Origin of the sequence: Methanofollis ethanolicus, assembly GCF_001571385.1 — an archaeon.
GTDB lineage: Archaea > Halobacteriota > Methanomicrobia > Methanomicrobiales > Methanofollaceae > Methanofollis > Methanofollis ethanolicus.
In genome coordinates this window covers 1,878,051-1,891,335 of record NZ_BCNW01000001.1, presented here as the reverse complement: position 1 = coordinate 1,891,335, position 13,285 = coordinate 1,878,051, and the positions used below count along the sequence as shown (strand labels likewise).

Below are 13,285 nucleotides of genomic sequence, written 5' to 3'. Positions count from 1 at the left end.
GTTATGCCTCCTTTTCGATGGGTCCGAAGTACTGCGCGTGCCGCCCTGCCATTCTCTCCCAGGTCGGGAGATTGGTCTGGCACCCGACCTGCTCGACGACGAACGACGCTGCCGTCGTCCCGATCGTGCAGCAGCGGAGGGGTGCGTAGCCCCGCTGGTACGCGGAGAGGAAACCCGCCCTGAAGGCGTCGCCGGCCCCTGTGGGGTCGGCCATCTCCACCCGGATCGCGGGGACCATCTGCTTTTCGCCGCGGACGCAGAGCATGCACCCCTCGGCGTCCATCGTGATGACCGCGATCTCCACTCTCTTTGCCAGGTCGGAGACGCTTGTCCCGAGCACCTCGGCCATCGTCGCCGCCTCGTGCCTGTTCGCAAAGAGGATGTTGATATTGTCGAGGATCGTCTCGAACTGCTCCCGGGAGTACTTCAGGATGTCCTGGCCCGGGTCGAAGGACGCAAACTCGCTCTTTTCCGCGACCCTGACATTGAAAGACGGGTCGGCCGTCGCCATATGCACGAACTCAAGCGCCGGGGCATCGGCCTCGGCAAAGACCGCCGACGCCCCCCAGTCGAAGTAGGTGATCTGGTCGCCGGCAAGGTCGTTGAACATGAAGGCTGTCGCCGTCGGCCTGTCAGGGACAAAGAAGAACCGGCGTTCAATGCCGAGTTCCTCCATCCGCCTCTCGTACGCGCTTCCCGGAAAATCAGACCCGACCGCGCTCACCAGGGTGCACCGTTCGCCGAGAGTGGCGATACCCGCCGCGATGTTTGCCGCCCCGCCGCCAAAGAAGATCCGGTGGTCAAGGGTGTAGGTGGAGGTATGTTTCTCGGGAAAACGGGGTACCCGGCAGATGTGGTCGATTGCTGTATGGCCGACGACGCTGATCATGACTCCTGCACATCCGTCACTTTGAGCGGCACCGTACCCAGTGCCCTGCCGATGACCGACTTCGCAATCCGTGTTGCGTGTTCGGTGGACTCGGCGTTGAAGACCTTCATTTCAAGGGTAAGGCCCACAAGAGCCGTGTTGGCCACGACAAGCGCGCAGTTCAGGTCTTCTTCGCAGAACGGGCACTGGATCGATCCTGCTTCGACCTCGACAAACTTTGCCGAGGGGTTGAGACGTTTTCCTGCCTCGCTGATCGCTATGCCGATGGCGTCGTCAAGGGACTTGACGTCCTTGATGACCCATGCAGATTCAAGTGTAACGCAATAATCGGTCATGATATTACCAGGTCTCTGTGTGCACGTGCTCGCCGACCGGCATCCTTTCTGTCCGTGCGGCAGGGACTGCACCTTTCCCGACTGCAAGGAGCGAGATGGGGCGGATATGGGCCGGCATGTTCAGCACTTCCCGCACCGCATCGTCATCAAACGCCCCGGTCCAGCAGGACTGGAGGCGGAGGGCGTGCGCCGCGAGCATCATGAATGTACAGGCAATGGTTGCGTCCTCAAGAGCATAAAGAATGCCCCGCTCCCCGTAGCGGGACATCGATCTGACATAGTTGGCGCAGATCACAAGAGTGACCGGTGCTTTTTCGATATGCTCCTGGCCGAATGCCGCTTCGGCAAGGGCTTCGCGCTGGTCCTCTGACCTGACGACGATGACGTCCCATGCCTCCATGTTCCCGGCGCTCGGCGCCGCTGACGCGGCCTTCAGGATGGAGGATATCTCCTCTTCGGTGACGGCTTCGTCCCCGTACTCCCTCACCGACTGGCGGGACTCAAGGAACGCGAGGAATTCAGAGGAGTCCATGTGCGGCGAGCGCCTCCCAGGACTCCTGAGCAACGGTTGTGGCGGCAGAGACTGCCTCTGCGACCTTCGGGATCGCTTCGTCGAGGTTCCCGCCCTCGACCATTGATATCGTTGCATTCAGGGCCTCGATGGCCTTCGGGAAAGATGCATGGTGCGTGCTCTCGCGGGCGAACTCGATCTCCGACCTGATCCCCTCGAGCATGAGGAGCACCATCTTCTTTCCACCTGCCTTCTCGATCTCGGAAAATCCGGTCAGGCCGGCGATAAGTTTTGAAGCGAGAATCAGTTCCGATTTCGCTCTTTCGCCGTACTGATAGTTCAAAACAGCAGTCTTTGGATCCATACAATGAATGGATGCCGGAGATATAAAAGATGATTCGGGAGGTGATCCCGCTGATTATCTCGACTTCTGCTTCACGCCCAGTGCCGAGACCTTTGCACGCGCCATGCGCCTGCGGATCTTGGGGTCGGCAACTTTCGGCTGTCCACGGGCACCGCCCCTGCCGCCACGACCGCCACGCGGGCCTCCCCGGCCGCGTCCCTGCTGGCGTTCTGCCTGAGCGACGATCTTCCTGAGTGCTGCTGCCGCCTTAAAGCGCTGGTTCGGTCCCGGCTTCTTGAAAGTCGCCTCTTTTGCTCTGACCAGGCGGATCTTGCCTGAGACATTCTTCACCTGTGCCCAGGTGGTGGTTCCTGTTTTTCCCATAATCGAACTCCCTATATATTTACTCAGCCGGTGGTTTAAAGATGTTGCTCAGATCACCCGCGAAATCTCGGACCTGAGTACCTCGCTCACCTTCTTTCCGTCGACTTTGCCGCGGGCCTCGTCCATGACAAGTCCCATCAACGGACCGAGGGCACGCATGCCCTTCTCGGTGACGAAATCGATCCTGTCTGCGACGACCTTCCTGGCGATCGCGGCGAGTTCTTCGTCTGATATGCCGCCGGCGTGGCTCTCTATCACCGTTGCCATGGGCGTCCCTGCTGCGATCTCGGTGAGGATCTCCGGGATCGCCTCCTTGGCGACCGTATCTTTTTCCACGGCGAGGAGGACGGCGAGCACGTCGTCGTTTGAGACCTTTTCGACGGCGACGCCATCGCGTCCCAGTTCCTTGAGGGTGGCCAGGATCGTCCGCGCGGCCAGGTTCGGTTTGATACCGGCCCTGATCGCCGCCCTGAAGAGGGGCAGGCTTTCCGAGTAGGCGACCTGCCTGGCGACGGCCGGGTCGAGGTCTCTCTCGAAGCGCCGTGCCAGGTCGGAGAGGAGTTCTGGCACCTGGATCTCTTCCCAGATGGCGTCGGTGATCACCACCGGGAAGACGTCGGTCTCCGGGTACATCCGTGCGGCGCCGGGGAGGGGACGCATGTATGCTGTGCTCCCCTCTTCGAGCATCTTCCTCGTCTCCTCGGGGATCCCCTCGAAGGCGAGGCGGGCGCGGTGCCGCGCCTGCTTGACGCCGCAGGCGGTCTTCTCCTTCGAGCCTGAGACCAGGATGATCGCGTCCTCGTCCGCGACGCCGAGGTGCTCGCGCAGGCGGGCCACCTCCTCCGCGGTCACGCCATAGGCCGGCAGTTCGTCGGTGTGGAAGATGCCGCCAAGGCCGCACTTCTTCACGTAGTCGGAGATCTCGGAACCGAGTCTGCGGCCGGGCTGGATCTCCCGGCCTACCAGGCCCGCAAAGCCGGGGAGGACGAAGGCCCTGATCATTTTCGCCTTTTTCAGGATCGAGGACTTCGTCTCTCTAAAGAGGGCGGTGACGTCATAGGTCTCCTCGCCGACGGAGGCGTGGCGGGTGCGGAGTTCGTCGCGGATCGCGAGCAACTCTGTCTGCCTCTGCGCCTCGCGGCGGACGACCTCGGCGATGAGGTCGAGTTCCTGCACGCCCTTGATCTCGACCCGTGCGCCGGCCGCGATCGAGACATTGATGTCCTGCCTGATGGTGCCAAGGCCCCTCTTCACCTTCCCGGTGGAGCGGAGGACCATGCCGATGTACTCGGCCGTCGTCTGCACGTCCTCGGGGGTGTACATGCAGGGCGAGGTGGTGATCTCGACGAGAGGGATGCCGAGGCGGTCGAGGGAGAAGGTGTCCCCTTCAACGCGCTGGGCCGCCTCCTCCTCCAGGCAGATCGTCTCGACGGCCCCGCCGTTCGGGAGGTCGCCGCCCATGGCGACGAGGGCCGTCCTCTGGAAACCGCTCGTGTTCGAGCCGTCGATGACGAGTTTTCTCATGGTGTGCACCTGCTCGACCGGGTGCATCGAGAAGGTCTTCGCCACCTGGAGGGCGATGCCGAGGGCCTCCCTGTTCATCGGTGCCGGCGGTTCCTCGTCGTTCTCCACGAGACAGGTGGTCGGGTAGGTGAGGTAGTGGAACTGCCGTCGATCCATCATCTCCTCGGCCGCAGCACGGTCGATCTCGCCCATCTCGGAGACGGTCGCGTGGAGGTACCGGAAGAGTTCGCCTGTGTGTTCCTCGGTCTTTCTGAGAGTCGTTGGACAGCGGCAGAAGAGTTTCTCCGCAGTGTCGAGTTGCTGGTGGATCTCGATGCCGGCCTTGAGGCCGAGGGCTTCAAAATCCATGGTCTGACCTCCTCCTGATCTCGCCTTTCAGATCGGTCGTCATCATCGTCCCTGCTTTCTCCGGGTCAGTTTCGTTCCCGAGCACCCACATCATCTTGGTGAGGGCGGCCTCGGGGAGCATGTCCTCGCCCTCGATCACGCCCGCGGCCAGGAGGTCGCGGCCGGTGTCGTAGACCCGGTCGCAGACCCGGCCGTTAAGGCACTGCGAGGTCATCACGACCATCGTCCCGGCGTCGACGAGGTCTTTCAGCGCTTCGATGCAGGCGGTGGAGACATGGCCGAGGCCGGTGCCGGCGACGACGAGGCCCTTGTAGCCCTCGTACGCCCGGACCATCTCAGGGGCCATGCCCGGATAGAAAGAGAGGAGGCCGCAGTGCTCTTCGAGGCGGTCCTTCAGCACGGGTTCGGTCTCCCGCCGCCGCACCGCCTCGTCGGAGAGGGTGACGGCAAGGGACGGGTATGCCACGCTCCCGAGCGGGGCCATGTCCAGGCTCTGGAAGGCGTCCCTCCGGGAGGTGTGCATCTTCCGCACCCGCGTCGCCCTGTGGATCGCGCAGGCGTCGTCGTTGGTGGTGGCGTGCATCGCCACCGCGACCTCGCCGAGGTCGCTCCGTGCGGCCGCCGCGGCGCAGAGGCCGTTCATGATGTTGTCGCTGCTCGGGCGGTCGGCAGAGCGCTGGGAACCGACAAAGACCACGGGTACCGGGGTGTCGAGCATGTACGAGACGGCGGAGGCCGAGTAGGCCATCGTGTCTGTGCCGTGGGTGACGATCACGCCCTCGGCGCCGTCCTTGATCGCCGCGTGGATAGCCCGCGCCAGGTCCTGCCAGATGCGGGGGGTCATGTTCTCGGAGAGGATGGTGGCGAGCACCTCGGAGCGGTACCGGGCAAGGGAGGAGAGGCCGGGGATCGCGCGCAGGATGTCGTCCGCGGTGAACTGGCTGGTCACGGCGCCAGTCCGGTAGTCGATCTTGCTTGCAATCGTCCCGCCTGTGGAGATGATCGCAAGTTCGGGGAGGGTGTCGTCCTGCGTGACGGCGGGCGCTGCCGGGACCGCCGGTGCCCCGGCCGCCTTCACGCGGCTGCAGGTCGCCATCTCCACGCCGATGTTGTATCCGCTCTTCAGTTTGATGACCGCCATGCCGTCGCGGTCCGTGATATAGGTCCCTTCCACCGGGTGGCCCCGGCAGGACGCGGCGACGAGGTCGCCGGTCGCGAATGTTTCACTCATGCTCTGCCAGCCTCTCTGCTTCTGCAATCAGCCGTGTGACTGCCGTATTCTCGGCCTCCCTGCGGGAAGAGACGAGGGCCATGTCGGCCGCACGTTTTTCCTTCCTCTCGGTACAGGCCCGCCCGGTCTCTGCCGGCGCCGGGCCGCCGATGGCCCCGCGCTCGGCGACGGAGATAGCCGGGTCGAGGGCCGACGCGATCCGACCTGTGGTGAGGCCGCGCGTCCGCAGGGAGAGGCCTGCCACCTCCTGTGCCGCCGCCTCCAGGGTGTCGAGGTCGAGGGCGCCCATCTTCACGGCCCTGCCGACGATGGAGTGCGCCGTCCTGAAGGGGAGGCCGAACTCCCGCACCATGACGTCGGCGAGTTCGGTCGCGGTCGAGAAGCCCTTCCCTGCCTCTTCGGCCATCCGGTCGGTGTTGAAGGTGGCGGTCCTGATCAGCCCGGCGAGCACGACAAGACACTCCTCTGCCGCCTCGACGCCCCGCCAGAGGTGGGGGGTGAGTTCCTGGAGGTCGCGGTTGTAACTCATGGGCAGGCCCTTCGTGATGGTGAGGGCCGAGACGAGCGCCCCCGCCACGGTCCCGGTCTTTGCACGCATGATCTCGGCGGTGTCCGGGTTCTTCTTCTGGGGCATGATCGAACTCGTTGAGGAGTAACCGTCGGCGAGGGTGACGAACCTGACAAAAGCGGTGCTCCAGATGGCCATCTCCTCGCAGAGGCGGCTTGTCGTCGCGGTCATCGCCGCACAGGCCGAGAGGGCTTCGAGGGCGAAGTCCCGCGCCGAGACGGCGTCCATGGAGTTGCCCATCGGGCGGTCGAAGCCGAGGAGGCTTGCCGTGTACTCCCGGTCGACCGGGAAACCTGTCGAGGCGAAGGCGGCCGAACCGAGGGGGCACTCGTTCAGCCGCACATATGCGTCGGCGAAACGGGCGAAATCGCGGGAGAGTGCCTGCTCGTAGGCGAGCAGGTGGTGGGCAAGGGTCGTCGGTTGTGCGTGCTGGAGGTGGGTGAAGCCAGGCATGATGGTGGAGAGGTGCGCGCCCGCCGTCTCCAGCAGGACGCCCCGCAGCGTGCATGTCTCCTCCATCAGGGCGACGAGTTCCCGGCGCAGGCGCATCCTGATGCAGGTCGCCACCTCGTCGTTCCGTGACCTGGCCATGTGGAGGCGTCCCCCGAACTCCTCGCCGACGCGGGCGATGAGCATGGCCTCCTTGCCTGCGTGGATGTCCTCGAAACGTTCGTCATAGGCCTCGGCCGGGATGCCGTCCCGGTAAAAGCCAAGGAGGGCGCCCATCAGCGCATGTGCCGCCTCGCTGTCGATGATACCCTGTTTCCTGAGCATCAGAAGGTGGGCCATGTCCACCAGCACGTCCATATCGGCGATCCAGTGATCGGCCGTCATGGAGGAGAGGAAGTGCATCACCTCTTCCGGGCGGTCGTCACTGAGTCGGCCCCGCCGCACCAGATCGCGTTGCATTGTATAGATGGTGGGGTTTTCGATGAAATGAATCTGTGGGGACGACTGGACGAGGCGGAGAAAGGGGCGGGGGAGGATGGCAGGAGGCGGGCCTTGTGGAGGGATGGGATGTGTTGCCCGCGGTGGTTTGGGGGAGATCTGATCAACTACCTTCCCCTCAATCGAGACCGGGGGACTACTCAAAAATCTATGATTTTCTCATGCTCACTTCGTTCGGACCTCGAAGGTCTTCGTCTTCTCGTTGCCCCCAGACAGCGAAGATTCGATCTTCTCGACTCCCTCCGGTCGTCCCCCGATCTTAGGACAGGGCCGGGGAAGACAGAGCAGGAACATTGAGAGAGATTGCCCTCTACCCCCTATCCTGAGCAGGGGTCCGGGGGCGTAGTCCCCCGGCTCGGAGCACCGATCAACCGCCTTCCCCACAATCGAGACCGGGGGACTACTCGAAAGCCTGGTGGCTTTCTCGTTGCCCCCGGACCCCCGATCAATAGGATAGAGTCGGGGAAGACAGAACAGGGAGCATGAGGAAGATTGCCATCCTCCCCCTATCCTGTACCGGGGGGAACGAGCGTCAGCGAGCATGAGAAAAACGTAGTTTTTCGAGGGTAGTCCCCGGCGCGTGGCACTGATCAACTGCCTTCCTTCACATGTCCCCCGCGTGCTCCTGCGCGAACGACACCTTACCCTTTCACATCCACGCCTTCCGCGCCGCCGTTTCGATGGCACGCTGGACGCTGTCTTTCGGGATGATCGTCGTCACCGGGATGCGGACCAGGTGCTCGATGGTGGACGATGCGATAGGGGCGCAGACGACGGCGAGCGCGCCCTCGCGCTCGGCACGCACCGCGGCGATGAGGGTGTCCTCGAAGGTGTGGACCGGGTACTCGCGGACGCGGATCGGTTGACCGTCGATCGTGACAGTCCTCTCCTGGATGGACTCAAGGACATAGCGGGCGGCGATGAGGCCGATGAAAGCCTCGCCCGACGGCTGGGAGAAAGACCTCACGGCATTGGCGATCGCCCGGAGGGTCGGGAGGGTCGGCGACCTCTTGCCGGTGAGGATCTTGTACAGAGTGCTCTGGGCGATCCCGCTCCTCTCCGAGAGTTCGCGCACGCTGATCCGCAGGTCGGTCTTCAGGATGTGGTTGAGGGTCGTCGTGAACTCGTCATCCGATATAAGGGCCGCCTTGAGGAGGCGGTCGATGGGGTCTGCCTGGATCATGTACATCCATCTGTGCAAACCAGGACGAAGAATGTTTTCTCCTGTCCACATATCCTGCCCTGTGGGAGGGGACAGGGGTGGAGTTTCACATGACAACAGGGTAATGGGGCGCCTATTTTTTCCTCATCGTACAGGGGAAACAGGCAGGATAATGACTTATAAATATCCTCGGGGCCACCAGTACGCTCATGGCAAAAAAGATGCTTGCCGCAACCCTACTTCTAGGGCTTGCGGTTATTCTTCTGGCAACCGGATGCGTCTCCGAGGAGACGCCGACGACTGAAGGAGCGGAGGTCGGCATTACCTACACCCAGGGCGTCGGCCCGATGCCGATGCTCCTCTCCACCGGCGAGATCGACGGATACATCGCCTGGCAACCCATCGTAGAGGTCGCCCCCTTGAGCGGCATCGGCAAGGTCGCCTCGTACTCGCAGGATCTCCCCCCCGCGGGGATGTGGAAGGACCACTCCTGCTGCGTGATCGCCGCCCGTGACGACTTCACTGCGGACCACAAGGACGTCGTCAACGCCATCAGCGCCCTCGGCATCCTGGGCAACCAGTACGTGAACGAGCACCAGAACGAGTCCGCCGAGATCGTTGCCGACTGGCTCGTCGGCAAGGGCAACTTCACCTACGGCGACGTCTCGGTGAACTCTGTCGACGTCCTCGAACAGGCGATCCCGACCATCAAGTTCACGAGCGAGCCCTCCGCACAGTGGCAGGACGGCGTCATGCTCTTCGTCGACGCCCAGTCGGACCTCGGCTACCTCACCGGCTCGTTGAAGAACGCCACCCCTGAAGAACAGAAGGCCCTGCTCTTCAACACCCGGCCGTACACCGACGCAAAGGCGATGCTTGATGCAGGAATGATTGCCACCCCGGCAAAGCTCGACAAGCCCTTCGGCATCGGCTACCTGATGTCAGACCACCACGCCTCGCTCTTCGTCGCGATCAAGAAGTGGGAGTACTTCGACCAGACCTACGGCATCGCCCTGAAGCCGAAGGACTCGAGCCAGACCCGGCCCGAGAACCTCGAGCTGATCATCAATGGTGAGAAGGTCGCCGACGTCACTCTCGTCTCCGGCGCCGCCGGTCCGGCCCTGATGCAACTTGCCGCGACGGACAATATCCAGATGGCCTGGGTCGGCGCTCCGCCGGCGATCAGCGCCATCGACAAAGGAACACCTATTAAGATCGTCCAACCCGTTAATACTGAGGGATCCGGACTTGTCGTCGCTGCATCCGCACCGGTTAACGACTGGCCGACCTTCGCTGAATGGGCGAAGACGAGAGCTGCCGAAGGCAAACCCCTGAAGATTGCGGCCCCGCTGAAGGGCTCCATCCAGGATGTCATGCTCAAGTTCGCCCTGAAAGACAGCGGACTGGTGGTGAAAGAAGTCTGATGAAGACAACGGAATCGGCGAAGAGAAAACGTACAGGAACAGTGTTTCTTGGGAGGAGGGCCCTCGGGGCCGTCCTTCCCATTTTACTCATCATCGGCTGGGAGATTGCAGCGATTCTTATCGACAGCGAGTTCATCCTGCCGCGGGTGGAGTCGGTGCTCGCCATCCTCACCGCCCCAACCGTTGACATCCTGGGCAGCGGGAGCCTCATCGACAACGCGCTCCTCTCCATTGAGCGCGTCCTCCTGGGCTTCGGCCTTGCGGCGGCCGTCGGCATCCCGATCGGCATCGTGATGGGCTACTGGAGAGGGGCCGAGACCTTCCTCGACCCGACAATCCAGATCTTCCGCCCGATCCCGCCGCTTGCGTGGATCCCGCTCGCCCTTGCATGGTTCAAGACCGGGCTCGTCTCGATGACCTTCATCATCTTCATCGGTGCGGTCTTCCCCGTCCTGCTCAACACAGTTGACGGGGTCAAGTCGGTGAACAGGACCTGGGTCGAGTCGGCGTACACCTTTGGTGCGAGCCAGGCCCAGATCCTCAGGAAGGTCATCTTTCCGGCGTCCCTGCCCACGATCTGGACCGGCCTCCGGGTCGGCTTCGGGATCGCGTGGATGTGTGTCGTTGCAGCCGAGATGCTCCCCGGAACGACCTCAGGTCTCGGGTACCTCATCATGTACGCCTACAACTGGGGCCAGTCCCAGGTGATCATCGCGGGCATGATCGTTATCGGCCTGATCGGCCTCGGCATCGACGGGCTTTTCAGGGCCATTGAAAACAGAGAGTTCAGGTGGAGGGGGATGGTCAGATGAGCCTCTCCATCGAGCATGTCTCAAAGGTCTTCACCAACGAGATGGGAGAGGAAGTCACCGCACTCGGCGACATCTCCCTCGACGTGAAGGACGGCGAGTTCATCTGCATCCTCGGCCCCTCCGGCTGCGGAAAGACGACGCTCCTGCGGATCATCGCGGGGCTCGACAACCCGACAGGCGGCCGGGCGGCGGTCAACGAGAAGGAGATCGCCGGGCCGACACCCGAGATGGCGATGATCTTTCAGGAGTACTCGCTTTATCCCTGGCGCACGGTCCTCGACAACATCGCCTTCGGGCTTGAGGTGCAGGGCGTCGGGAAAGAGGAGAGGTATGTGCAGGCAAAAAAATACCTTGCCCTTGTGGGCCTCGAAGATTTCGAGCACAGCCACCCCTACGAACTCTCCGGCGGCATGCGCCAGCGCGTGGCCGTCGCGCGGGCGCTCTGCGTCGAGCCCCAGGTGCTCCTCATGGACGAGCCTTTCGGGGCCCTGGACGCCCAGACCAGAAACACGATGCAGAGAGAACTTCTTGAGATCTGGGAAAAGACCGGAAAGACGGTGATCTTCGTGACGCACAGCGTCGACGAGGCCGTCTATCTCTCCGACAGGGTTGTCGTCCTCTCCCCACGGCCTTCCCGCGTGCAGGAGGTCATCCCCATTACGGTGCCGCGGCCGCGTGACCGCACCAGTGTCGAGTTCGCGCAGGTGAGGAGGTACGTCCTCTCCCTGATCCAGGGAGGCGAAGAAGCCTCCCAGTAACCTTTATTAAGCAAAATAACCATGTTATAAAGCACTAACTTACGGCGAGGCGTTGTGAGGTATGGTACGAAAACCAGGAGTAATGTATAGAAATCTCGCCAAGAAGGCCTACACCCGGCGAGAATATATGGGCGGTGTCCCCGGCAGCAAGGTTGTTCAGTACGATATGGGCGACCCGAGCGGTTCTTTTCCTCTTGAGATCACCCTTGAAGTGCTCGAATCCTGCCAGATCCGTCACTCCGCTCTTGAAGCGGCACGTATTAACATTAACAGGCGCCTGATGAAGGAGGTGGGACGTTCGAACTACTATCTCAAGCTCCGCACCTACCCCCACCATGTGCTTCGTGAGAACAAGCAGGCAACCGGCGCCGGTGCAGACCGTGTGTCGGAAGGTATGCGTCTTGCATTTGGCAAGGCCGTCGGCACTGCCGCCCGTGTCACCCCGGGCCAGAAGGTCTTCACCGTCTGGACCAACCCGCAGTACACGGACAAGGCAAAGGATGCCCTCAAGCACGGCGGGTACAAGCTCCCTGCGCCGACCCGCGTGGTTGTCTTCGAGTGAAGCAGGACGAAATTTTCTTCCTCTTCTTTTCTTTGCCGGAGGGGCGGCGGGAATGAGATATTTTTTTAGCGGCCCCTCCCCCATACTACTCAATGATAGAGAGAGCGGCATCCGGCCTTTCCGGGGCAGTCGCATCTGCTACCTATTCTGCGTTCCTGGAAGCCGAAACATCGATTCCGACAGACGTACGGCGCGCCCTCAGACGAGCCCGCGACCGGGAACAGAGTGCAACCGCCCGCACCCAGTTTGAGAACATCGAGGAGAACATCAGGTATGCGGAGGAGCACGGCCTGCCGATATGCCAGGACACCGGCGTCCCGGTCGTCTATCTCACCATACCGCCGACCGTGCCCTTCACTCGCGACCTCTTCGACGCGGTCGCGGAGGGAGTGAAGAGGGCGACACGCGAGGTCCCGCTCAGGCCGAACGTCGTCGACCCCCTCTCCCGGGAGAACAGCGGCGACAACACAGGCGCAGGGATGCCCGCCGTCCATGTGATGCCCGGCGACGACCTGACCGTCACCGTCCTCCCGAAGGGGGCCGGCGCGGAGAACTGTTCCCGGATTGCGATGCTCCTCCCCTCCGAGGCCGGGGAGATCGCACGGTTCGTCGCCGAGACTGTGCTCATCGCCGGCGGCCGCCCCTGCCCTCCTGTCGTCCTCGGCGTCGGCATCGGGTCAACCTTCGACGGTGCTGCGGCGCTTGCGAAGGAGGCGCTCCTCCTGCCCATCGACGAGATGACCTCGTTCGAGCAGGAGATCTGCGACGCCGTCAACGCCCTCGGCATCGGTCCGATGGGCCTTGGCGGGGACACGACGGCCCTCGCGGTGAAGGTGAAGACTGGGGCCTGCCACACTGCGTCCCTGCCCGTGGCGGTCAATGTGCAGTGCTGGGCATGCCGGCGGTCGACCCGCCGCGTGGAGGTGGCGGAATGATCCACCTCACGACACCCCTCAGCGACGAGGTGCTCGAACTCCGCGCCGGCGACGCTGTCACCCTTTCCGGGACCGTGTACACGGCACGGGACGAGGCGCACCAGAGAATGATGGAGGAGGGCATCCCCTTCGACCCGGCGGGCGCCGCGGTCTATCACTGCGGCCCGGTGATCGGGGCGGGCCGGGTCATCGCCGCAGGCCCGACCACCTCGGCACGGATGAACCGCCTCTCCGGCTTCATCCTGGATGCAGGCGTGCGCGCCCTCATCGGCAAGGGAGGCATGGGGCCGGAGGTGCGGGAACAGTTGCGGGGCCGTGGCGTGTACCTCGCCTTCACCGGCGGGTGCGCCGCCCTCGCCGCCGCCCGTATGACCCTGAAAGGCGTCTATTTCGATGACCTCGGCATGGCCGAGGCCGTCTGGGAGATCGAACTCGACCACCTCCCTCTGATCGTCGGGATCGACGCCCACGGCGGCGACCTCTTTGGCGACGTTGACCGGAAGGCAAAAATACAATTTGAACGGCGGTTCAATACATAAATCGGACCGGAT

General features: G+C 63.0%; 15 protein-coding genes. 6 read left to right on the top strand and 9 right to left on the bottom strand.

All coding sequences use genetic code 11. The features are described from left to right. Position 1: 1 nt before the first annotated feature. The 9 genes from MEFOE_RS09305 to MEFOE_RS09265 form a co-directional block, all read right to left on the bottom strand. Complete coding sequence (locus MEFOE_RS09305; RefSeq protein WP_067051414.1) at positions 2-889, bottom strand: carbohydrate kinase family protein; 888 nt, start codon at positions 887-889, stop codon at positions 2-4. Beyond that, positions 886-1,224: a DUF555 domain-containing protein gene (locus tag MEFOE_RS09300; protein ID WP_067051411.1), complete on the bottom strand. Its 339-nt coding sequence runs from the start codon at positions 1,222-1,224 to the stop codon at positions 886-888. Before MEFOE_RS09300 ends, MEFOE_RS09305 begins: the two co-directional genes overlap by 4 nt. Before the next feature lie 4 nt (positions 1,225-1,228). Then, positions 1,229-1,756 carry a nitroreductase family protein gene (locus MEFOE_RS09295; protein ID WP_067051409.1) on the bottom strand — a complete coding sequence of 176 codons (528 nt, stop codon included), beginning with the start codon at positions 1,754-1,756 and terminating at the stop codon, positions 1,229-1,231. Continuing rightward, positions 1,743-2,099 (bottom strand): hypothetical protein, encoded by a 357-nt coding sequence (locus MEFOE_RS09290; RefSeq protein WP_067051407.1) that lies wholly within the window; start codon positions 2,097-2,099, stop codon positions 1,743-1,745. The genes MEFOE_RS09295 and MEFOE_RS09290 overlap by 14 nt, the downstream gene beginning before the upstream one ends. A 54-nt stretch (positions 2,100-2,153) precedes the next feature. Then, a complete protein-coding gene (locus tag MEFOE_RS09285; protein ID WP_067051404.1) occupies positions 2,154-2,462 on the bottom strand; it encodes a DUF5350 family protein in 309 nt (102 codons plus the stop codon). Positions 2,463-2,510: 48 nt separating this feature from the next. Next, the gene (gatE, locus tag MEFOE_RS09280) at positions 2,511-4,334 is read right to left on the bottom strand and encodes a Glu-tRNA(Gln) amidotransferase subunit GatE (RefSeq protein ID WP_067051402.1); all 1,824 of its coding nucleotides are present in this window, start codon (positions 4,332-4,334) and stop codon (positions 2,511-2,513) included. Next, complete coding sequence (gene gatD, locus MEFOE_RS09275) at positions 4,324-5,565, bottom strand: Glu-tRNA(Gln) amidotransferase subunit GatD (RefSeq protein ID WP_067051399.1); 1,242 nt, start codon at positions 5,563-5,565, stop codon at positions 4,324-4,326. Before gatD ends, gatE begins: the two co-directional genes overlap by 11 nt. Beyond that, positions 5,558-7,042 (bottom strand): argininosuccinate lyase, encoded by a 1,485-nt coding sequence (gene argH, locus MEFOE_RS09270; RefSeq protein ID WP_067051397.1) that lies wholly within the window; start codon positions 7,040-7,042, stop codon positions 5,558-5,560. The genes gatD and argH overlap by 8 nt, the downstream gene beginning before the upstream one ends. Before the next feature lie 688 nt (positions 7,043-7,730). Continuing rightward, complete coding sequence (locus MEFOE_RS09265) at positions 7,731-8,264, bottom strand: helix-turn-helix domain-containing protein (RefSeq protein ID WP_067053164.1); 534 nt, start codon at positions 8,262-8,264, stop codon at positions 7,731-7,733. 188 nt (positions 8,265-8,452) lie between these two features. Here MEFOE_RS09265 and MEFOE_RS09260 point away from each other — a divergent pair, with 188 nt between their 5' ends. The 6 genes from MEFOE_RS09260 to MEFOE_RS09235 all read left to right on the top strand — a co-directional run bounded on the left by MEFOE_RS09260 (position 8,453) and on the right by MEFOE_RS09235 (position 13,273). After that, positions 8,453-9,667, top strand: coding sequence for an ABC transporter substrate-binding protein (locus MEFOE_RS09260; RefSeq protein WP_067051395.1), 1,215 nt, complete (start codon positions 8,453-8,455; stop codon positions 9,665-9,667). Continuing rightward, entirely contained in the window at positions 9,667-10,479 is an 813-nt protein-coding gene (locus MEFOE_RS09255; RefSeq protein ID WP_067051392.1) for an ABC transporter permease, read from the top strand. The genes MEFOE_RS09260 and MEFOE_RS09255 overlap by 1 nt, the downstream gene beginning before the upstream one ends. Further along, entirely contained in the window at positions 10,476-11,237 is a 762-nt protein-coding gene (locus MEFOE_RS09250) for an ABC transporter ATP-binding protein (RefSeq protein ID WP_067051390.1), read from the top strand. The genes MEFOE_RS09255 and MEFOE_RS09250 overlap by 4 nt, the downstream gene beginning before the upstream one ends. Positions 11,238-11,298: 61 nt before the next feature. Next, on the top strand, positions 11,299-11,799 hold the full coding sequence (locus tag MEFOE_RS09245; protein WP_067051388.1) for a 50S ribosomal protein L16: 501 nt from the start codon (positions 11,299-11,301) through the stop codon (positions 11,797-11,799). Between the two features lie 92 nt (positions 11,800-11,891). Further along, on the top strand, positions 11,892-12,734 hold the full coding sequence (locus tag MEFOE_RS09240) for a fumarate hydratase (RefSeq protein WP_067051385.1): 843 nt from the start codon (positions 11,892-11,894) through the stop codon (positions 12,732-12,734). Further along, positions 12,731-13,273: a FumA C-terminus/TtdB family hydratase beta subunit gene (locus MEFOE_RS09235; protein WP_067051383.1), complete on the top strand. Its 543-nt coding sequence runs from the start codon at positions 12,731-12,733 to the stop codon at positions 13,271-13,273. The genes MEFOE_RS09240 and MEFOE_RS09235 overlap by 4 nt, the downstream gene beginning before the upstream one ends. Positions 13,274-13,285 lie beyond the last annotated feature (12 nt).

What these genes read in the sequence shown, in the direction of transcription:
- MEFOE_RS09305 (WP_067051414.1), bottom strand. Translation starts at nt 889, where the DNA reads ATGATCAGCGTCGTCGGCCATACAGCAATCGACCACATCTGCCGGGTA.
- MEFOE_RS09300 (WP_067051411.1), bottom strand. Translation starts at nt 1,224, where the DNA reads ATGACCGATTATTGCGTTACACTTGAATCTGCATGGGTCATCAAGGAC.
- MEFOE_RS09295 (WP_067051409.1), bottom strand. Translation starts at nt 1,756, where the DNA reads ATGGACTCCTCTGAATTCCTCGCGTTCCTTGAGTCCCGCCAGTCGGTG.
- MEFOE_RS09290 (WP_067051407.1), bottom strand. Translation starts at nt 2,099, where the DNA reads ATGGATCCAAAGACTGCTGTTTTGAACTATCAGTACGGCGAAAGAGCG.
- MEFOE_RS09285 (WP_067051404.1), bottom strand. Translation starts at nt 2,462, where the DNA reads ATGGGAAAAACAGGAACCACCACCTGGGCACAGGTGAAGAATGTCTCA.
- gatE (WP_067051402.1), bottom strand. Translation starts at nt 4,334, where the DNA reads ATGGATTTTGAAGCCCTCGGCCTCAAGGCCGGCATCGAGATCCACCAG.
- gatD (WP_067051399.1), bottom strand. Translation starts at nt 5,565, where the DNA reads ATGAGTGAAACATTCGCGACCGGCGACCTCGTCGCCGCGTCCTGCCGG.
- argH (WP_067051397.1), bottom strand. Translation starts at nt 7,042, where the DNA reads ATGCAACGCGATCTGGTGCGGCGGGGCCGACTCAGTGACGACCGCCCG.
- MEFOE_RS09265 (WP_067053164.1), bottom strand. Translation starts at nt 8,264, where the DNA reads ATGATCCAGGCAGACCCCATCGACCGCCTCCTCAAGGCGGCCCTTATA.
- MEFOE_RS09260 (WP_067051395.1), top strand. Translation starts at nt 8,453, where the DNA reads ATGGCAAAAAAGATGCTTGCCGCAACCCTACTTCTAGGGCTTGCGGTT.
- MEFOE_RS09255 (WP_067051392.1), top strand. Translation starts at nt 9,667, where the DNA reads ATGAAGACAACGGAATCGGCGAAGAGAAAACGTACAGGAACAGTGTTT.
- MEFOE_RS09250 (WP_067051390.1), top strand. Translation starts at nt 10,476, where the DNA reads ATGAGCCTCTCCATCGAGCATGTCTCAAAGGTCTTCACCAACGAGATG.
- MEFOE_RS09245 (WP_067051388.1), top strand. Translation starts at nt 11,299, where the DNA reads ATGGTACGAAAACCAGGAGTAATGTATAGAAATCTCGCCAAGAAGGCC.
- MEFOE_RS09240 (WP_067051385.1), top strand. Translation starts at nt 11,892, where the DNA reads ATGATAGAGAGAGCGGCATCCGGCCTTTCCGGGGCAGTCGCATCTGCT.
- MEFOE_RS09235 (WP_067051383.1), top strand. Translation starts at nt 12,731, where the DNA reads ATGATCCACCTCACGACACCCCTCAGCGACGAGGTGCTCGAACTCCGC.